We start from the raw sequence: 20,390 nt of genomic DNA, 5'->3' as shown, positions 1-20,390 counted from the left end.
CTACGGACGCCTTGCCGGTGCCCGCACCACCACCCTTGTTGGTTCAGAACCCGACCAGACCTTCGCCAGTCCCTGGAAATGGCTAAGGCCTCCATTCCCGGCGCCTTGCAAGCCTCAAGGGCGTGCACACTGGAAACGCGGAAGTCGAAGCCAGATGCCCGGACCGTTGAAACGACTGGTCAGGCTAGTAATCAGCCGCCGTCAGCGGATGATGTTCAGGATGTCCGACATCATCTGATCGGCCGTCGTGATCACCTTGGAGTTGGCCGAGAAGGCCTGCTGGGTCACGATCAGCTTGGTGAACTCTTCGGAGATGTCCACGTTGGACGATTCCAGAGCCGAACCGACGATCTTTCCGTCATCAAACACCGATGGCGAACCCGATTCCATGGTCTCCGAATAGGCGCCACCGTCCATGGGCTTCAACGCCGACTGCCCCCGGAAGGTGACGAGCGGAATGTCCCACTTCTCTTCGGTCTTGCCGTTGGTATAGGCGTAGACGATCTTGCCGGCATCATTGATCGACATGCTGTCGAAATAACCGACCGGCGAACCGTCCTGCGTGAAAGTCTTCTGCGTAATCTTGCCATTGCTGTCGGCGAACTGCGTCGCCGTGATGGCCATATCGATCGTGCCGAGCGAGACGCCATTCACGGTCACACCGGTCACGGCAAGCGCCGAGGCATCCTCAACCATGGTGCCATTCGGATTGAAATGGAAAGAGTCAGGGAAAGTGGAGGAAGCAGAAGTTCCCGACGGAATCTGCGTCCAGATCGGATCAGTCGTGCTGGTGGACGGGGCGCTCTGATAGTAGAGCGCCCACTCGTTGGTGCCGGTCTTGGCCCAGCGAAGCGACAGATTGACCGCGGTACCCTGCGAGTCATAGCTGGTGATACTGCCGCCGCTGACCGAGTTGGCAATGAACTCATCGAGTTCGGTATTCGTGACTGCAGCAACAGGGCCGGTACGCGTATCACCGGTGATGCCTGACGAACCGCCGGCCTGCCAGATGTCCGACACCGTGGAACCCTTGCCCAGCGTCGAGGTCGAGAAGGCCGTCTGCGGTGTGGTCGGCAAGTTCAGGGCGTAGACGACATTCTTGGTCGCCTCGGCGTTGATCGAATCCTTGTTGATCCGGATGCGCTGGAGCGCATTCACCGAGCCATCGGCCACCGGCAGGCTGTAACCCAGCAGCGAGTAGCCGGAGCCGTTCACGAGGTAACCGTCGGCATCAAGCGCAAAGTCGCCGCGGCGCGTGTAGAGGTTCGGCTCGCTGCCGACATCGCCCGTATTCACCTGGAAAAAGCCGGTGCCACGGATCGCCATATGCGTATCCACGTCATCCGTCTGCGTGTCGCCATCAAGACCGATGGTTGAACGCGAGCTGGCCATCACGTTGCCGGCGGTCATGCGCTGAACGTTGCTGGTGCTTGACTGAACCAGATCGGAGAAGCTCGTGTCCGTCCGCTTGTAGGCAGTCGTCTGCGAGTTGGCGATGTTGCCGGAGATATTCTCGAGCGCAAAGGATTGCGCAGCGATACCGCCGACGGAATTGTTCATTGCGGAAAGGATGCCCATGCCAGTCCCCTCGATAATCCAACGCTTTCGGCCACATCGGCCGCTAATGCGTTAAGGGCAAGGGACATGCCAAGCGGGAGAAATGAATTATCCGTTCTATTTCAATTCACTACCAAAGACCCATTGATTGACGAATCATTAACACGAAGGCAAGCCCTGTTAACAGCCGGCAATTAATGCCGGGACAGCCCGGCAGGAATGGCCCTGAGGCACCACGCCTCGGACCACTCCGCCGCCGCCGTCAACCACCCTTGCCCATCACGCCCTGCATCACCTCCGACACGCCCGGCCGGTCCCGCTCGATGAACGGCAGCGGACGACAGACCTCGATGGCGGCAATGCCGACACGGGCGGTCAGCAAACCATTGATCACGCCCTCGCCGAGGCGGGCCGACAACTTGGCGGCCAGGCCATGACCGATCAGCTGCTGCACCAGACTGTCCCCAACCGCGATCGAACCGGTCACTGCCAGATGCGAAATCACATGCCGGGTCAGCCGAAGGAAACCGAGGAGACCCGGTCGTCCGCCATAGAGATTGGCGATGCGCCGGATCAGCGCCAGCGTCGCAATGGCCACGAACAGCACGTCCACGGCCGCCCTCGGCGAGATGGCGGTCACCACCGACACCCGCCTGGCCGCGTCCGCCACCAGCCGCGTGGCCGTAACGTCCAATCCGGCAAGCACGTCTGCTTCCAGCAGCACCAGCCGGTCACGCCCGTCGATGATCTCATCGCGATGCGCCGCATTGGCCGTGCGCGCGTGCGCAAGATCCGGCCGGTCGGCATAGAGCCGCATCACCTCGTCCACCACCCCGTCAGCGGCGCGGCGATCATCGAGCCGGATCGCCGTGTCGGCCTTGAGGCGCAAGCGGTCGATCCGCTTCAGCCAGATAAGTCCCGCAATCTCTTTCAGAACGATGGCCAGCGCCGCAACGCCGGTCAGCGCCAGCAGCCCCAGCGCCGTCCAGCCCAGCCAGTCGTCGCGGGCAAACAGGTCCCGCACCAATCCGTCGAGATAGATGCCGACACCCAGCGAGATCAGCCCCGCCAGGCCCGACCAGAACATCCGCCCCCAGCGAACGCCGCGCCGCGTCGGCACGACGACCAGCGGCGCCTCTTCAACCGCGTCGCCGGTTTCCTCCACGACGACACGCGCCGCAGCCGGCACATGCTCGCCGGCCCTGACGACGGCGACTTCCTCGTCGGCCAGATCGAAGGCGGTGGGTTTGCGATGTCCGGTCATGCGAGGCGGTCTCCGATCAGGAAGTCCAGGGCGCGGTCGAGGCGGATATGCGGCAGCGACAGCTGCAGGCCCTCCGCCGTCACCTCAAGCGGCGGCGGCCGGAAACGCAGGAAGCGCATCTCGGAAATCAGCGATGTTTCGGGCGCGAGCCCCGCAGCCGGATCGGCGAACAGCCCTTGCGGGCTTTCCGGCAGGTCGCCGGGAAACAGGGCGATCTCCTCGTTGCCGGCGAAGATGCGCCCGTCCAGCTGCTCACCCGCCTGCGGCACGCCCATGATGCAGGGCAGCGTATCGCCGTTGCGCTTCACATTGGCCTCGCGCGTCGCCCGCACGGCGGCGATGGCGCGCACCTCCACCTCGGCACCCGAGAAGGAGGCCTTGGCGATCGCCCCATCGAGAAGCCGCCGCAGGATGCGTTCCAGCCGATCATGACTGACGTGGTTGAGCTGGTCGGCCTTGGTCGCCGCAAACAGGATGCGATCGACCCGCCGCGTCAGCACCTGCGACAGCCAGGACGATTTGCCCGGCCGAAAGCAGGTCAGGATCTCCTGCAACGCCGCTTCCAGATCCAGGAGCGCCGCCCGGCCGCCGTTCAGTGCGTTGAGCACGTCCACCAGCACCACCTGCCGGTCGAGACGGGCAAAATGATTGCGGAAGAACGGCCTGACCACCACGTCCTTGTAGGCCTCGTAGCGGCTTTCCATCATCTGCCACAGGCTGCCCTCGCCGGGGCGCCCGCCGTCTGGCAGGTCTAGCGGCGCGAAGGTCAGCGCCGGCGAGCCCGCCAGATCTCCCGGCATCAGGAAGCGTCCCGGCGGCAGCATCGACAGCGCGTGCTCGTCCGCCCGCGCAGCAGAGAGATAGCCGCTGAACAGCTCATGCGCCCGCCCGGCCGCTTCCTCGTCGGCGAGACCGTCCGCCGCCAGCCCGTTGGTATAGCCGAGCCAGTCGCTGGCAATGGCCGCACGGCGCGGATCGCGCGCCCGTTCGAGCGCCTCGCGTGAAAAGGCGCGGAAGTCCTTGGAGAGCAACGGCAGATCCAGCAGCCACTCGCCTGGATAGTCGACGATGTCGAGATCGAGCCGCCCACGCCCCACGTTGCGCCCCCAGAAGGTGGAGCTCTCATAGGCGATGGAGAGCCGCATCTCAGAAATCGCCCGCGTCGACTCCGGCCAGGCCCGCGCGTCGATCAACCGCCGCACATGGCCGCGGTAATCGAAGGTCGGCACGTCCTGATGCAGCTGCGGCCTGAGATCGGCCCCCATCAGCCGCCCCTCGCGCCAGGGCGCCAACACCGGCAACCGCCCGCCGTGGATCAGGTTGTGCACCAGCGCGGTGATGAACACCGTCTTGCCCGCCCGCGCCAGCCCGGTCACGCCGAGCCGCACCGGCGGCGCGCCCAGGCTCAGCGCATAATCGGAGAGATTGTCAAAGGCGATCCGCGCCCCATCGGTGATATCTGTGAGCTTCAAGTCGAAGGATCCGGCAAGGCACCACGCCTCAAGACCCCTCATGTAGGCACGCCCCCGATCTTTGACGAGACCCTGCACCAACATGTGCAGCAAATCCTCGCCATCACGGGTGCCTGGTCAGCGCGCAAGCTCCCCGATGTCATTGAGGAAAGCGGCCATTTCATCGGCCACCCAAGCCTTGAAAGCCAACGCCTGAGGCCGGAGCTTGCGTCCGGGGGGAGTAAGAAAATAATAGCCGATACGGGGCCTCACCCGAATGGGCAGCGGCACCACAAGCTGACCATTGGCGATGGCATGGCCTGCAATGGTCGGCCAAGCCAGCATCACGCCTTGCCCGGCAACGGCGGCGCCCAGACAGATCGACGTTTCATTGAAGACATGGTGGGGAACCACCTCCCCTTCCAGCCCCGCGGCGTCAAGCCAAAGGCGCCACGGATAGCTGCTGCTGCTGTCACACAGCACTGGAACATTGAATATGTCGGCCGGACTATTCAGTCTGCGAGCAATGTCTGGCACGCAAACGACAAACAGCTCCTTCTGCTTCAGGAGTTCAGCCTTGGCGGTCGCAAAGGGCGGCGTTCCCACGTGGATGCCCAGATCTATGTCGCCGCTGTCCCCCGCCAAAGGAGCCATCGTGGCTTCGATCCGCAGGCGGATATCCGGATATCGCTCCGTGAAGAACTTGAGGCGCGGCACCAGCCAATAGGTTGCCAGCACCGGAGCAACCGAGACCGTCAACACACACTCGTCGCGCATTTGTGCGTTTGCGACGGCGCGCGACAGGAGCTCGAACCCTTCCGTCAGCTGCGCGAGAACGGCTCGCCCCAACTCGGTTGGCACAAGCCCTTTCGGTTCGCGATCGAACAACCTGCGACCAAGCTGCGCCTCGACCTTGATGATCTGCTGACTGACAGCGCCGGATGTGACGCCGAGTTCATCCGCCGCCAGCGCAAGCGACCCCAGCCGCCCCACAGATTCCAGCGCCTTGAGACCGTTCAAATGGACCAGGTTCAGATTTTTCATATAGTTTTTCTATATCATCATCCTGATCATATCAATTGGATTCATGGCCTTGCACTGCTAGCCCATTCCGGAGGTTGACGCCATATTCCGCGTGAAAGTCAATCGACAGCACAAGCTCCTCCCCGTTCGAATCTCCGACACCGAGGGCAGACCGATGAAGAAACTCTATACCATCTTGAGATGGCTCAACACCTTGGACGCTCCAGAAGGCTGCAAGCAGGACCCCTTGCTCCATCCGGATCTGAAAGGCATGACGCAGCGCCATCTCGCAGATCTGCCTCTGGATGCGAGCGCGCAGCCTTCGCCCCAAGCCGTCGCATGCAGGCGCACACCCCTTGATTCCCAGGCAAGGCCGATCTGCGCTCAACGCCCCTGAGCCTGCGCCTCCGGCTCGCGCAGTTGAAAGACGCCCTCAATGCAAAATGGGAGGCAAGTTGCCCCCCATCGCGTTCTTCATCTAACCAGGACCGCTCACCCGCGATCACAGGTTCGGATCAGTACCGTCACCGGTGCCATCGCCCGTACCGTCACCGGTACCGTCGCCCGTGCCATCGCCCGTACCGTCGCCCGTGCCATCACCCGTGCCATTGTCGGCGGCGAACTCAGACAGCGTGATCCAGCCGGACGAGTGGAAGCTGAAGGGCGACAGGCCCTCAGCTGTATAGACCTGCGCACACGGGCCAACCGCCCAGTCGCCTGAGGGGATTTCGCCGCCCGGGAAGATCGACAGGTTGACGGCCTTGTCCTTGCTGACCGTATCGGCAAACGAAGCCGATGCGCTGCCGCCGATGAACTCCGGAGCCGCTGTATCATCCGCCATGTCACGGGCGCACAGGCCAATCTTGCCGCCGAAGGACATCGGGTCCGTGGCCTCGCTGCTGTCATCGAAGATCAGGCTGAACGAACCGCCGCCGAACACCGTCCCGCCGACATCGGTCTGCACTTCAACCGTGTCGCCGACAAAGGTCAGCTGGGTGTCGCTGAGCGTCAGCCCGGTGCCTTCGCTGTTCCAGAACAACGGCGTGATCGACGCACCGGCGCCACCGGTGCCGGCATCGCCCGGGTCACCCTGCGGCCCCTGCTCGCCCGGATCGCCCTGCGGCCCCTGTTCGCCCTGCGGGCCTTCAGGACCTTCCGGACCCTCGGGACCTTCAGGACCCTCCGGCCCCTGCGGACCGGCCGCGCCCTTGGCGACATACTTGTCCCAGAAGGCCGTGCCATTGGTCGGATTCTTGTTCTGGTTCTTGCCGTCGGTGTCCTTGGCCACGTAGGCGGCGCCCTGGAAGGTCACCATGTCGCCCGCGTCGTAGATCACGGCACTGGACCAGGCGCCCATGGGGTTGAGACCACGCGGGCCGCAATTGGCAACGACGGCCTGTGCGACCGACTTGCCATTGTCCGTCGCCAGATTGACGACGCAAGACGACGGCAGATAGATCAGCGAGAAGCTGAAGTTCTTGCCCGAAATCGGGGTCTGGAACTTGCCGTCCAGCGACATCGTCTTGCCGCTGCTGCTGGTACCGGTCACCACCAGCTTGCCCTGCGAAATCTCGCTCTTGGTAACGGTGATGCTGCCGGCCTGCGCCGCACCGACAACCAATGTCAGAGCCGCGGTCGTTGCCAGATACTTGGCCGAATTGATCAGAATGTTTCCCATCTATGCCCCCGCATTTAGAAACCTGGGAGCACGATATCGAGCGATTATTGAATGTTGATTATGAAACTATATTAAGAGCACGAAAGGTTAATGCAAGACAACTTTCCGATTCACCATGTGATTTAATCAGATGCGCGCAGAACCCTAAAATGCACCCGAAATCATATTCCGAAAATTAACTTAGTCTGGCGGCATCAGTCGCCAGACAGTCCCAAATCTCTGGGGCAGACATAATCAACCAGCGTCCCGATCCGCCGCCTGATATCGGCAAAATCCGAGATCGGCAGGTCGAGCACCGCCAGGGCGGCGGTCGGATACTTCAGCGTCACGCTCGCCACCATCTCCGCCTCCCCATCGCCGGCGAGATCCAGGGCCGTCATCTGCATGGTCGGATTGTGCCCGATCAGCAGCAGGTTCTTGGCCGATCCGCCAAGGCGTCGCAGCGCCGGAATGTAGCTGTCGTCAGTCGGTTCATAGAGCGCCTCGAGAAAGCGCACCTCGAAATCATGCGACAGGAACGGCAGCAATCCGGCAAACGTCTCGCGCGTCCGCTGTGCCGAAGAGCACAACACCAGATCCGGCTGGAAATCATGTTCCGCCATGTAGCGCGCGATCAGCGGCACCGAGGCGACACCTCGCCCGTTGAGCGGCCGATCGAAATCCTCCATCCCCGGATTGGCCCAGGACGACTTGGCGTGGCGCAGCAGAAACAGACGAGGCATCGGGGATGGAAACTCCAGCCAAAGGGTATAGCCTCGCGAATATACAGGTTGATTCCAGCGCTTCCATCCAGATGTCGCCGTATTGAGCCTTTTACATTTGCCGCAGACCCACTTTCCGGAGCCTCCATGCCCACCGCCGCCGATATTGCCCCCCGCTTCGACACCCAGGCCGACGCCATTCACTGGCTGCGCGACCGTCGGATCAGCGAGGTCGAATGCCTCATCCCTGACATGAACGGAATCATGCGCGGCAAGATCGTCCCGCGCGAGGATTTCATCCGCGTGCTGGACGCCGGCATCCGGCTGCCCGAGTTCATCTTCTTCCAGGCGGTCACCGGCGACAGCGCCGAGGACAGCAAGATCGTCAACCCGCTCGACCGCGACGTGATGTGCGTGCCCGACATCACCACGCTGCGCCTCGTTCCCTGGTATGACGAGCCCACCGCCCAGGTGATCTGCGACTGCTATTTCGCCGACGGTCGCCTCGTGGATTTCGCGCCCCGCTCGGTGCTCCGCCGCATCCTCGGCCTCTATGCCGAAAAGGGTCTGAAGCCGGTTGTCGCGCCGGAAGTCGAGTTCTATCTCACGGGCAAGAACGACGACCCCGACCTGCCGCTCGAAGTCCCCATCGGTCTCTCCGGCCGCAAGGAAAGCGGTCGTCAGGCCTATGGCATCGAGCATGCCAACGACTATGACCACGTCGTCAACCTGATGTACGACTATTGCGAGGCCTCGCGCATCGAGATCGCCACCATGGCCCACGAGGCAGGCCCGGCGCAGCTCGAGATGAACTTCCGCCACGGCGACCCCATCGAGCTCGCCGATCAGACCTTCCTGTTCAAGCGCACTGCCCGCCTCGCCGCCCGCAAATACGGCATGGTCGCCACCTTCATGGCCATGCCGCATCAGGAAATGCCGGGCTCGGCCACCCATATCCACCAGTCGATCGTGCGCACCTCCGACAAGGCGAACATCTTCGCCAATGCCGACGGCACCGACGCCGCCGCCCTCATGCACTATATCGCCGGCCTGCAGCACTATGTGCCCAAGGCCATGAGCCTGTTCTGCCCCAATGTGAACAGCTACCGCCGCATCCGTCTCGAAAGCGACGCGCCGATCAACGTCCACTGGGGCCGCGACAACCGCACCTGCGGCCTGCGCGTCCCCGATTCCGGACCGGAGTCGCGCCGTGTCGAAAACCGCGTCATCGGCGCCGACAGCAACCCCTATGTTGCCATGGCCACCACGCTCGCCTGCGGTCTGATCGGTCTTGAAGAGCAGCGCATGCCCGCCCCCGTGGTCGAGGTCGACGCCAAGACCCTCGGCGTCGAGTTGCCCGAACACCTGTCCGACGCGCTCTATGAACTGGGCGAATGCGAGCCGCTGGCCCGCGTGCTCGGCCCCCGCTTCGTCGAGGCCTATATCGACGTCAAGAAGCTGGAGCTGCGCCTCTACAATCGCGTCATCTCCAGCTGGGAACGCGAGTATCTGCTGCTGAACGTCTGATGCAAGAAGCCCTCTGTCGCGTCGCGGCAGAGGGCTTCATAACTCAGCAGGTTTGGGCGCAGTCCTCGATATCAAGACCCAGCTTGCGCAAGCCAAAGCCTTGGCTCTCCAGCCTGTTCCCGGCAGGATCTCAGGCCTGGCGCTCGGGGATATGCACCACGATGCCGTCCAGCTCGGCCGACATCTTGATCTGGCAGGAGAGGCGCGAGGTCGGGCGCACATCCGCCGCAAAGTCGAGCATGTCCTCTTCCATCGCCTCCGGCTCGCCCGCCTTGGCAGCCCAGGCCTCGTCCACATAGACATGGCAGGTGGCACAGGAGCAGGCGCCGCCGCATTCGGCTTCGATCCCTGACACGAGATTCTTGATGGCGGCTTCCATCACGGTGGTGCCGGCGGCGGTTTCCACGTCACGGGAGGAACCGTCGTGAGAAATGAATGTGATCTTGGGCATGAAGCGACGCAAACCGTAACAAGGGGCCGACTGGGAGGGCCCGCCCGAGCGAAATCGGCCGGAAAGCACGCGGGCAGGACGTCCTCGAAATATACGCTTGCCGGCCCGCGTCAAGCCTTTGCTTTAGCCAGTCAGGCCGAAACCCGTTCAGTTCAGACGAAGTCGAACTGACCCGAACAGCTATAAGGCAAGAAAATCAGGCGGCGAACACCAGCGAGCGGATGAAACGGTTGGCCGTCTCGATCTCGACGCGCAGGGCCTCGATCTCGGCATTGCCCGCCGTCGGGTCGGCCAGCGCGGCGCGCTCCAGCGCTTCGGCGGCCCTGGCAACCTTGTGGGCGCCGATTCCACGGGCCGAACCCAGGAGCGTATGGGCGGCTTCCGCCCGGCGTGCATAGGTCGAATCGCCAAGGCGGCTCATGCACTTCTCCGACTGAGTCAGGAAGAGATGCAGCACCTCGCGTTCAAGGTCGTGGTTGCCCATGGTCTGGCGCGCCAGATGCACCAGATCGACCGGACGCTCATCGGCAGCGGTGGATTTGCGCGGCGTCGGCTGATGATGATGGAGTGAGGTCATGACGGCAATCCCTGCGGTCCGGGGCTTCTGCGCGGCCAATTCCACGTGGCCCCGGTAAGCCTTGAGGGTGCCACTGCCCCATTTATGACGATTTAAATCGGACCGCCGATCGGCCCCCACATGGTAAAATTCTAAAAACATGGTTAATGGGCGAAAACCGCTTTGCCTGCAATTTTACCGGTCGGCCGGTCCACCCTTGCTTGCGGGCAGACCACCCGCGCAGATCGTCGCATCGTCCCGATCCGCTTTGGGAGACTCGTTTGACGAGCAGATCCGGATCGACATGAAAATCAATTGTTTATCAACAAATTGTTGCGAATAGTCCTTCCCCGGCACGAGCCTTCCAAGGCTGGAATTGACCTGGCACATACGGGACCAGCAACCTTTGATTGCGACACAAGCGCGATCTCCAATGCCCTTTTGGGGCCTTTCAAAGCCGCAGACGGTTTTTAACCGGCTGTTAACAATCTCGCTGCGCCGCCCTGCCTTCCTTGTCCCGGGGGGACCATTGTGCCATTAGATTTTGATAGGCGCATGCTGACCTGAGTAGCCCTAGGGATTGGAAGATCCCGAAGGCGGTGCTGCGCTGGGATCCGTGATCGACCGCCGGGCCGGGTGGAAGACGCGGGACTCGGTTCAAGGCCGGAGAACTTCTTCGGTTCACGAACCTCCAAAGTATGCGGACGTGAGGCGACCATGGCAAAGAACACCAAGGCATCGGATGCGGCGGCAGAAGCCGCATTGTCGGCCGTCGAGGAGGCCCTGAAGATCGAGTTCGGTGCTGGCGCCGACGATCCGGCTGCGGAATCCGGCTTGTTCGCCGAACCTGCTTCAGCCGAGGCCAAGCCTGTCGCCGAGCCGAGCAAGGCTTCGGTGCGTCCCCGCACGCCTGCCGCCAACGACGACCGTCGCACGGTCGCCACCATGCTTTACCAGATGCAGCGCCGGCCTTCGGCCACGCCTTTCTGGATCGCCCTGATTCTCTCTCTGGCCTGGGTGGCCGCTGGCCTCTACGTCGCCCGCCTCGCCCTTGGGGATCTCAGCCTCTTCGCCGATCCCTCGGCCCTGCTGCGCCGGCCTGACGGCTTCGCGCTGGTCGGCGGCATCGTTGCTCCGGTCATGCTGATCTGGGCCATGGCCCTGATGATCTGGCGCGCCCAGGACATGCGCCTTGCCGCCCGCTCGCTGACGGAAGTCGCCGTCCGCCTTGCCGAGCCGGAAGCCTCCGCCAAGGAAAACATCGTCTCCGTCGGACAGGCCATCCGCCGCGAAGTCGCCGCCATGGGCGACGGCATCGAGCGCGCCCTCGCCCGCGCGTCTGAGCTTGAAGTGCTCGTTCACAACGAAGTCGCCTCGCTCGAACGCTCCTACAGCGACAACGAAATCCGCATCCGCGGCATGATCGAGGAGCTGGTCAACCAGCGCGAATCCGTCCTCGCCAATGCCGAAAAGGCGCGCTCCGCCATTTCCGGCGCCCACGAGAGCCTGTCGGAAGAGCTGCGCACCGCCGGCGACCTGCTCGCCAACCGCATCGACGAAACCGGTCGCACCGTCACGCGCACCTTCGGCTCCAAGGCCGAGGAACTGGCGCTCGCCTTCGAGGCCGCCGGTCGCTCGCTCAGCGAAACCGTGTCGGCGCGCGGCGTCGAATATGTGGCGCGCCTTGAGTCCACCGCCAAGGACGTCTCCGAGCGCCTGTCAACCGAGACCGTCGGCTTCCATGAGAAGTTCGCTTCTGCCAGCACCAATCTGACCGACACGCTGTCGCTGCGCGGTGCCGAGCTGGTCTCCAGCCTCGACGCCCAGAGCAACACCATTGCCGAGCGTCTGGCCGAAACCGGCACCAGCGTCACCGCTGCCCTGTCGAGCCGTGCCGACGAACTCAACAAGGTCCTCGCCGATCAGGGCGATCGCCTCGTCGTCGCGCTGGCCACCCACACCTCCACCTTCGGCGAGGAAATCGCCCGCCGGTCGGACGAACTGGCCACCACGCTCAAGAGCCGTACCGAGGATCTGTCCTCCGCCCTCTCCGGCGGCACCGGCGATCTCGCCTTCACGCTGGCCTCGCGCACCGAGGAACTGGTTTCGACCCTGTCGGCCCGCTCCGACGAGCTGTCGACCGCCATCGCCGACCGCACCGGCGACCTCGCCTTCACGCTCTCGGCCCGTACCGAAGAGCTGGTGTCCACCGTCGCCGCGCGCTCCGACGAGCTGTCGTCCACCCTGTCGATCCGTACCTTCGAGCTCGGTCGCACCCTTGGTGAACGCGCCCAGGAGATCGCCACCACGCTCGGCAGCCGCACCGAGGAACTGTCCTCGGTCCTCTCCGAACGCTCCGACGCGCTGGAAGCCACCCTTGCCTTGCGCTCGGGCCAGCTCGGCAGCCTGATCGAAACCCGCACCAGCGCCCTCAGCGACACGCTCCTGAGCCGCACCGACCTGCTCAGCGACACCCTGGCCAGCAAGACCGAACTGCTCACCGATGCGCTGGCCAACAAGACCGACCAGCTCAGCGACGCCCTGTCGAGCAAGACCGATCTGCTCAGCGAGACCCTCGCTGTTCGCACCAACGAGCTGGGTGCCGCCATCGCCGGCCGTGCCGACGAACTGGCCATCACCATCGCCGAGCAGAAGGCCGCCTTCGAGCAGGCCATCGGCCACCGCACCCAGGAAATGGAAGCGACCATCGCCACCAGCGCCTCCGTGCTGGAAACCGCTCTGCTCACCCGCACCGACTCCCTTGAGAAGGTGCTGACCGAGCGCGTCCAGGACTTGTCCGAAACCCTCGAGTCGCGCACTGCCAGCCTCGACAGCACGCTCGCCGAGCGCGCCGAGGCCCTGTCGACCGCCCTCTCGGGCAAGTCCGGCCAGCTGGAGCGCCTGCTGCGCGACCAGACCGACGCCATCATCTTCACCCTCGACACCCGTTCGGCCGCCCTCGACGAGAACCTCGCCATCCGCACCCGCGAGATCGACGAAACCTTCGCCCGCACCGGCAAGGACTTCGCCGACGAGCTGGCCCTGCGCACCCGCGAAGTCACCGAGAGCGTCTCCCGTTCGTCCGAGGAGATGAGCTCCGCCATCGCCGAGCGCATTGGCACCATCAACGACACCTTGCGCTCCACCTCCGAGACCGTGCTGCTCGACCTGTCGATCCGCGGCAGCGAGATCACCGACCGCCTCGACGAGACCGGCACCCGCATCACCTCGGAGATCGCCGAGCGCGGCACCGAGCTGGTCAACCGCCTCGCCGTCACCGGCGAGACCGTGCACACCGCCATCACCGTCAACGGCGCCGATCTGGCCGACCGTCTTGCCGAAACCGGCAACGACATCGCTCGTCTCATGGACGACCGCACCACGTCGATCCGCGGACTCATCGACGGCGCCTCCGCCTCCGTCGAGAGCATTCTGGCCGCCTCCGGCAGCGCCTTCTCCGAGCGCCTGTCCACCATCGGCGCCGAGATTGCCCGCGCCATCAACGCCCGTGGCGAGCGCGCCGCCGAGACCATCCTGGTCGCCGGCAACCAGATCGCCAGCCTGCTGGACGACCGTCAGGACATCATGTCCTCGAGCTTCGGCGAGCGCCTCAAGGCCCTCGACGAGATCATCAACGGCCGCGCCGCCGAGCTGGTCGACAGCCTCGTCTCGCGCACCTCGGCCCTCGACGGCTCGCTCGAAGAGCAGATCGCCCGCATCGAAACGGCACTCACCGCCCGCACGGCCACCATCCAGACCGCGCTGGCCCAGGGCACCGACGCCCTCGAAGCAGCCCTCATCGGCCGCGCCGACAGCCTCACCGGCCTGCTGGACGAGCGTCTCGCCCGTCTCGGCAGCGAGTTCGACACCCGTTCGGGCTCCATCATGGAGACGCTGGACAGCCGCACCTCGGGCATCCTCGAAGCCCTCGACAGCCGCTCCAACAGCTTCTCCGGCGTGCTCGGCACCCAGCTGGCCGCTTTCGACACCACCGTCGGCCAGAAGCTCGACGACGCCACCGCCGTCATCGCCACCAAGGCCGACTCGCTCACCGATACGCTCGACACCCGCATCGCCACCATCGACCAGGCGCTGGACGGCCGCGCCCGCCAGATCACCGAAACTCTCATGGCCCGCACCCGCGATCTGGCCCAGGCCTTCTCGTCCGGTCAGTCCGAGATGGTCGACGCCATCGAAGGCCGCCTCGAGGCCGTGGGTCGCTCGCTGCAGCGCAAGACCGAAGAGTTCACCGAGACCCTCGCCGACAAGGTCGCCGAGATCAACGTCTCGCTCGGCTCCAAGGTGTTCGAGGTCGCCGAAACACTCGACAGCCGCGCCAACTCGCTCGAAATCTCGCTTACCCAGCGCCTTTCGGCGATCGTCGACACGCTCGGCAGCCAGACCGAGACCGCCCGCGAGGAACTGGCCCGCGCGCTCATCAACGCCGCTTCCGTGCTCCAGCGCGAAAGCGCCCGGGCTCGCGAAGAACTGCTCGGCTCGGTCACCACGGCCGCCGAGAAGCTGCATGAGCAGGCCGCTCTGGCTCGCGACATCGTCACCGAGACCATGCAGGGCGCCACCGTCGAGCTCGAAGGCAGCTCGAGCCGGGCTCGCGACATCCTCTCGGGCCTCTTGGACGGCGTCTCCGAACGCCTGGCCAACGAGAGCGAAAGCGTGCGCTCGGTGGTGATCTCCGCCATCGACGGCGCGGCCGAGCGCCTGTCGTCGGAAGGCCTGCGCACCAGTGAGGCCGTCTCCGGCTCGCTGTCCGGCGCCGAAGACCGCATCGCCCGTCTGCGCGACGAAGCGCGCGGCGCCCTCGAAGAACTGTCGTCCACCATCACCGAGGTGCTCAGCACCGAGAGCCAGAAGGCCCGCGAGAACGTCTACGAGGCGATCACCGCCGTCGAAGGCCGCCTGATCGACGAAAGCCAGCGCGTCCGCGACGCCGTCATCGGCTCGGTCGACGAAGTGGCCGGTCGCATGTCCATGGAGAGCGAGAAGGCGCGCGTCAATCTGGTCGGCGCCGTCGACGAAGTTACCGATCGCCTGGCCGGCGAGACCGCCCGCCTGCGCTCGAACCTCATCGGCTCGGTCGAGGACATCACCACGCGCCTCTCCGGCGAGACCGACAAGGCCGCCGAACTGCTCGCCGCCGCCATCACCAGCGCCACCGAGCGTCTGGCCGATGCCACGCGCGAACTGGAAGCCGTCCTGTCCGAGCGGACCACTGCCGCCACCGACGGCCTCAACGGCCGCGCCGAGCAGGTCGTCGACCTCGTGTCGAGCCGCATGGCCGAACTGGCCGAGCTGCTGGACGGCCGCGGCGCCGAACTCGCCACCGCCTTCCTCGAAGGCACCGCCGCCCTCAACAACACCGTTGGCGGCCGGGGCGAGGAAATCGCCGCCCAGGTCCGCGGCGCTGCCACCGACGTGCTGGCCGCCCTCGCCGAGAATGGCGACAACGTCAGCCGTGCCATCGCCGAACGTGGCCAGGAAGCTGCCCGCAGCCTCACCACGGTCACCCGGTCGCTGGTCGCCACGCTGGAGCAGCAGAGCGGCGACGTCATGCAGTCGCTCGACGCCACCGCCGCGCGCGTCCAGTCCGACGTGACCGGCACGCTCGAACAGATCGACGTGGCCAACCGCTCCCTGCAGGGCATCCTCGATCAGGCCAGCGTCAACCTCTCGCGTCTGGAACGCAACCTCAGCGCCCAGACCGGCGACCTGCGCACCGTCGTTGACCGCGTGGTCGAAGACACCGCCGCGTCCAGCCGCTCGATCGCCGACAATGCCGCCGCGCTGCAGGGCGTCTCGGACAGCGTGCTGACGGAGATCAGCCGCATTGCCGACACCTTCGCCCGCCAGACGCAGGATCTGCAGAGCGCTACCCGCGCCCTGTCCAACGTCGGCGCGTCCATGGACGGCGTCATCGGCGAGCGTCAGGCGGCCCTCGAACAGATCGCCGCCGTGCTGCAGGAGAAGTCCGGCGAACTCGCCGAGAACCTCCAGGGCATCTCGGGCATGATCCACGAGACGCTCAGCAACGCCGAGCGCCGCGCCCGCGACGTCGGCTACCAGATCACGCGCAACATGGAATCCACCACCGGCGCACTCACCGATCAGCTGCAGTCGCTGAGCGGCACCGCCGAACAGGAAGGTCGCAAGACCCAGGAAACCATCGAGACCGTGCGCGACCAGCTCGTCGCCGAGATCAACAGCTCCATCGGTTCGGCGGTCAATCGCTTCGCCGAAACGGCTGAGGAAATGCGCAAGGCCACCCGTGCGGTCAACCGCGAACTCGAGGAAATCCGCGCCGACATCAGCCGCGGCATCCTCGATCTGCCGGAAGAAACCACCCAGCACGCCGCCGCCATGCGCCGCGTCGTCAGCGAGCAGATCCGCGCGCTCAACGAACTGAGCGAGATCGTGTCGCGCCAGGCTCCGGTCAGCAAGCCGGTCGCCGCCGCTGCGGTCAGTGCGCCGGCCCCTGCCCCGCGCTCGATCGCCGCGTCGCTGCCGGCTGCGCCGGAACCGGTTCGTACCGCTCCGCGGGCAACGATCCAGCCGAGCCGCACCACCGGCTTCGACTTCCCCGACGACCGTCGTGCGGAAGCCAAGGCCGCCCCGTCGGGCGAACGCACCGGCTGGATTTCCGACCTCCTGCGCCGCGTGTCTGACGACGCCGATCGTCCGGCACCCAGCTCGCGGGCTTCGGAACCTGCCCGCAAGGCATCGAGCACCATCGAGAGCCTGAACTCGCTCTCGGTCGACATCGCGCGCGCCATCGACAATGACGCCTTCGTCGACCTCTGGAACCGCTATCGCAAGGGCGAGACGCACGTCTTCACCCGCCGGCTCTACACCCTGCAGGGCCAGCAGACCTTCGACGAAATCCGTCGCAAGTATCAGCGCGACAGCGAGTTCCGCGTGGCCGTCGATCGCTACATCGACCACTTCAGCGCCCTCTACGAGGACGCCGCCGCCAAGGATCCGGACGGCGGGCTGGCAGCCAGCTACCTCAACTCGGACACCGGCAAGGTCTACACCATGCTGGCCCACGCCAGCGGCAAGCTCGGCTGATCCGCCAGCACGCATCAATCACTCGCCGGGGCCGAATGGCTCGGGCGAGTGAGATCACCGGAAGCCACAACGAAAAACGCAGCCCGCTCAAACTGAACGGGCTGCGTTTTTTATTGTCTGTCACGCGGGAAAGCGCTCCAGACGGTAGCCGGCAAAAGGCTTGAGGCAGCTATCTCACAAGCGGCCCGTCACTTGGCAATCACGTGCCATTTGCCCTCAACGCCATCCCCCTTGGCGTCGCCGGCCGCCTTGTCAGCCATGTAGGTGTAGGTCGGCTTGCCGTCATAGGCCCACTGTTGAGCGCCGTCCGTCCGGGGAACGAGCGTCCAGCCCTTGGCAGCCTTTTCGTCGGCCTTCCCGACATAAGGCGGCCAGTTGGTGGCGCAAGTATCATAGCAGGTGGACTGGCCGTCCTTGTCCGCATCAAACGTGTAGAGGGTCATGCCGCCCTTGTCCTTGACCATCTCCGCGGCCAGGACCGGTGACGAGAAAGCGGCAAGTCCAAGAGCCGCGGCACAGAGAGAGCGACCGAAATAGGAAAAGTTCATTTTTACCTCCCAAATACAAGGTATGGATACACCTTGTATTAGAGAGATTATCCGCAAATACGGCTGCAATTTTGTTCCAAAGGGAACAGTCTCGCGCACTGTTGTATCACAACCCGTCACAAAGGCGGCAACAGTCTAATTTGGAAATTGCTTCACGGACCAAGTATAACAGAGAGGACGCATCGCCGATCGAGGCCATCCCGGCGACGGAGACGGCAGCAAAGCCATGCCAGTCAAGCTTAACCGGCCTTGGCCAACCGTCGTCCCTCAGAGCACCTCGACCGTCCAGGCCACCACTTGCCGCACCGCCTCTTCCGAGGCCTTGTTGAGTGCCGCAATCGCGGGCTTGGCCGCATCCGTCGTTGCAGGAACCGACACGTCGAATACCTTGGTTGCCCGCACCTTGCCGTTCCGGTCGTCGAGCAGCTTGACCCCCAGCACCACATGGCCCACCGGCGCCTGGCTCACATCCAGCTCAAAGGCGCGGACATCAACGATCACCTGGTCGTCGATCGCCAGACTCTCGCCCGGCCGCCCCACCGCCTTCACCGCGCCGGAATTCTCGAAAGCGCGCGTCAGCGTCGTCTGGATCAGCGAGGGCACCTCGTCGCTCCAGGTCACCCCGGGGAAATAGGCGATCTCCGCCCCACCCTGCCGCACCGCCACGCGCGATGACGCCAATGCGTCGCTGACGCTCGGCTTGGGGACGAGCAGTTGCACCGCCGCCTTGCCCTTCAGCCCGCCGAAATCCGTGGGGGCATCCAGATCGAAGATCGACGGGGCAGCGCCGCCGCCGCTCAGGGTCGAACAGCCGCTCAAGCCCGCCAGCGCGAGACCCGCAAGACCCAGAACTCCCAGTCGAATCCACCTGAACGTCACGCCTGCCCCCTGCTATTTGCGCCGGCCGCCATATTCGGGAACGCTGTCCCCGCCAAAGATGAACTGCTGCGGATTCTGCTCGACACTGGCGAGCACCCGTTCGAGCCGCGCCAGCGCCTGCCGTCCTTCTTCCGACAGTTGCGTCACGCTGTCGAGCCCGCGGCCGGAGAAGCGCGCCACATTGTCGGTGATCGGCCCGATCTTGGCGTTCAGCGTATCGGCGATCTCGCGGATCGACTTGGCCGCCTCGGTCGCCTCCTTGACGAGGCCCTGCCCGTCGCCGTCCACATACTTGTCGACCTTCGCAACAACCCCATCGGTCCGCTCGGCAATGCCGTTGAGCTGTTCCACCAGATGCTTGGCATTGGTGATCGTCACGTCCACATCACCCTGATGCGCCTTGATGGTATTGCCCAGATCGGCAAGGCTCGCCGACGCCGTCTTCACATCGGCCAGGATCGCGTCGATGCGCGGCGTATAATCCTTGAGCGATCCGGCGAAGGCCGACACGTCGTCCACCGTCGACCGCACCTTGGTCGGATCAACCGCGCCGACCACCTCGCCGATCGAGGCCACCGCCTCGCGCGTCCGGTCCACCACGCCGCCCAGCGTCGACGACACGTCGGCGATGTTCTTGGTCGCAGTGTCAACCGATCCCATGATCGACTGCACCTTGCTCTGGTCCACCGCCGCCATGAGGTCCGATGCCCGCTTGGCTGTGTCCTTGATCGATTGCGCCGTCTCGGTCAGGCTGGCAACCAGCCCATCGACGTCCTTGGGATCGAGCGCCGCCAGCACGTCATGCGCCTTTGCCACCGTCGTGTCCAACGTCTTGGCGGCATCGGAAATGTTGGCCATCACGTCGTTGACCGCCTTGGGGTCGATGCCCCCCGCGACCGTGTTGGCCCGGTCCAGCACCGCGTTCAGCTTCTCCGACGATTGCTTCAGCTGGTCGACGATCTCCGCCACCTTGGCCGGATCAACCGCGTTCAGCAGTTCTTCCGCCCGCTGGGTGCTGCCCTTCAGGTTGACGGCAATGTCGTGGATCGAGGTCGCCGCCTCCGACACGCTGGCCAGCGCCTGCCCGATGCCGTCCGAATTGTCCGCCAGCGCCGCCGTGAACTTCTCGGCGTTGTTGACCATGTGATTGAAGGCCGGCCCGTTCTCGGAGATGAAGTCGTCGATCGCCCCCATGGCATTGTCGGCGCGGTTCAGCACATTGCGCGCGCTCTCCAGAATGTCCTGGAAGGGCGAGATCTCCGCCTGGATGGTCGGAATGCGCCCCTCAACCGAATCGAACAGCAGCGGCGCATTGCGCGATCCGCCTTCGAGCTGCAGGTTGGCCGCGCCCGTCAGCCCCTGATAGGACAGGATGGCGCGCGTGTCGGTCTTGAGCGGGATGGCCCGGTCGACGCGAATGACGCCCACCACCGTGCGCGGGTCCTTCGGGTCGAGGCTGAGATCCTGCACCTCGCCGATCTTGATGCCGTTGAACAGCACCGAAGAGCCGACGCTGAGGCCCGTCACCGATCCGGCGAAGACAACGCGAACCGGCGCCTGGTCGGAACTCTTGCCCGCATTGGCCAGCCAGGCGAGCATGCCGATGCCGACAGCCAGCATGGCCAGCACAAAGGCGCCGATTGCCGCGTAATTCGCCCGGGACTCCATGGAT

The 20,390-nt window shown here is 64.7% G+C and carries 13 protein-coding genes; 2 read left to right on the top strand and 11 right to left on the bottom strand.

Annotated elements, in window-relative coordinates:
* Positions 1-201: 201 nt before the first annotated feature.
* The 6 genes from L2I41_RS05665 to L2I41_RS05640 all read right to left on the bottom strand — a co-directional run bounded on the left by L2I41_RS05665 (position 202) and on the right by L2I41_RS05640 (position 7,695).
* Positions 202-1,578, bottom strand: a complete 1,377-nt coding sequence (locus L2I41_RS05665; protein ID WP_237152538.1) for a flagellar hook protein FlgE — start codon at positions 1,576-1,578, stop codon at positions 202-204.
* Positions 1,579-1,819: 241 nt separating this feature from the next.
* Positions 1,820-2,821, bottom strand: a complete 1,002-nt coding sequence (locus tag L2I41_RS05660) for a YcjF family protein (RefSeq protein ID WP_237152537.1) — start codon at positions 2,819-2,821, stop codon at positions 1,820-1,822.
* Positions 2,818-4,335, bottom strand: a complete 1,518-nt coding sequence (locus L2I41_RS05655) for a YcjX family GTP-binding protein (RefSeq protein WP_237152536.1) — start codon at positions 4,333-4,335, stop codon at positions 2,818-2,820. The genes L2I41_RS05660 and L2I41_RS05655 overlap by 4 nt, the downstream gene beginning before the upstream one ends.
* A 75-nt stretch (positions 4,336-4,410) precedes the next feature.
* Positions 4,411-5,316, bottom strand: a complete 906-nt coding sequence (locus L2I41_RS05650) for a LysR substrate-binding domain-containing protein (protein ID WP_237152535.1) — start codon at positions 5,314-5,316, stop codon at positions 4,411-4,413.
* Positions 5,317-5,797: 481 nt separating this feature from the next.
* Positions 5,798-6,973, bottom strand: coding sequence for a hypothetical protein (locus L2I41_RS05645; protein WP_237152534.1), 1,176 nt, complete (start codon positions 6,971-6,973; stop codon positions 5,798-5,800).
* A 194-nt stretch (positions 6,974-7,167) separates the two neighbouring features.
* On the bottom strand, positions 7,168-7,695 hold the full coding sequence (locus tag L2I41_RS05640) for a SixA phosphatase family protein (RefSeq protein WP_237152533.1): 528 nt from the start codon (positions 7,693-7,695) through the stop codon (positions 7,168-7,170).
* A gap of 126 nt (positions 7,696-7,821) precedes the next feature.
* Between L2I41_RS05640 and L2I41_RS05635 the strand changes: the two genes are divergently transcribed.
* Positions 7,822-9,201, top strand: a complete 1,380-nt coding sequence (locus L2I41_RS05635; RefSeq protein ID WP_237152532.1) for a glutamine synthetase family protein — start codon at positions 7,822-7,824, stop codon at positions 9,199-9,201.
* A 130-nt stretch (positions 9,202-9,331) separates the two neighbouring features.
* Here the strand turns inward: L2I41_RS05635 and L2I41_RS05630 are convergent, their stop codons facing one another.
* Together L2I41_RS05630 and L2I41_RS05625 are read right to left on the bottom strand one after the other, a co-directional pair.
* The gene (locus L2I41_RS05630) at positions 9,332-9,652 is read right to left on the bottom strand and encodes a 2Fe-2S iron-sulfur cluster-binding protein (protein ID WP_237152531.1); all 321 of its coding nucleotides are present in this window, start codon (positions 9,650-9,652) and stop codon (positions 9,332-9,334) included.
* 196 nt (positions 9,653-9,848) lie between these two features.
* Positions 9,849-10,229 (bottom strand): Hpt domain-containing protein, encoded by a 381-nt coding sequence (locus L2I41_RS05625; protein WP_237152530.1) that lies wholly within the window; start codon positions 10,227-10,229, stop codon positions 9,849-9,851.
* A gap of 696 nt (positions 10,230-10,925) precedes the next feature.
* On the opposite strand from L2I41_RS05625, the gene L2I41_RS05620 reads away from it, so the two are divergent.
* Positions 10,926-17,291, top strand: a complete 6,366-nt coding sequence (locus tag L2I41_RS05620; protein WP_237152529.1) for an apolipoprotein A-IV repeat region-like domain-containing protein — start codon at positions 10,926-10,928, stop codon at positions 17,289-17,291.
* A gap of 188 nt (positions 17,292-17,479) precedes the next feature.
* Here the strand turns inward: L2I41_RS05620 and L2I41_RS05615 are convergent, their stop codons facing one another.
* From L2I41_RS05615 to L2I41_RS05605, 3 genes are all read right to left on the bottom strand, one after another.
* Positions 17,480-17,839: a COG4315 family predicted lipoprotein gene (locus L2I41_RS05615; protein WP_237152528.1), complete on the bottom strand. Its 360-nt coding sequence runs from the start codon at positions 17,837-17,839 to the stop codon at positions 17,480-17,482.
* 267 nt (positions 17,840-18,106) lie between these two features.
* Positions 18,107-18,718, bottom strand: coding sequence for an ABC-type transport auxiliary lipoprotein family protein (locus tag L2I41_RS05610; RefSeq protein WP_237152527.1), 612 nt, complete (start codon positions 18,716-18,718; stop codon positions 18,107-18,109).
* Positions 18,719-18,730: 12 nt separating this feature from the next.
* Positions 18,731-20,386, bottom strand: a complete 1,656-nt coding sequence (locus tag L2I41_RS05605) for an MlaD family protein (RefSeq protein WP_237152526.1) — start codon at positions 20,384-20,386, stop codon at positions 18,731-18,733.
* Positions 20,387-20,390 lie beyond the last annotated feature (4 nt).

The sequence above is a fragment of the Oryzibacter oryziterrae genome, assembly GCF_021864535.1.
GTDB classification, from domain to species: domain Bacteria; phylum Pseudomonadota; class Alphaproteobacteria; order Rhizobiales; family Pleomorphomonadaceae; genus Pleomorphomonas; species Pleomorphomonas oryziterrae.
This window is presented reverse-complemented; position numbering and strand designations above follow the sequence as displayed.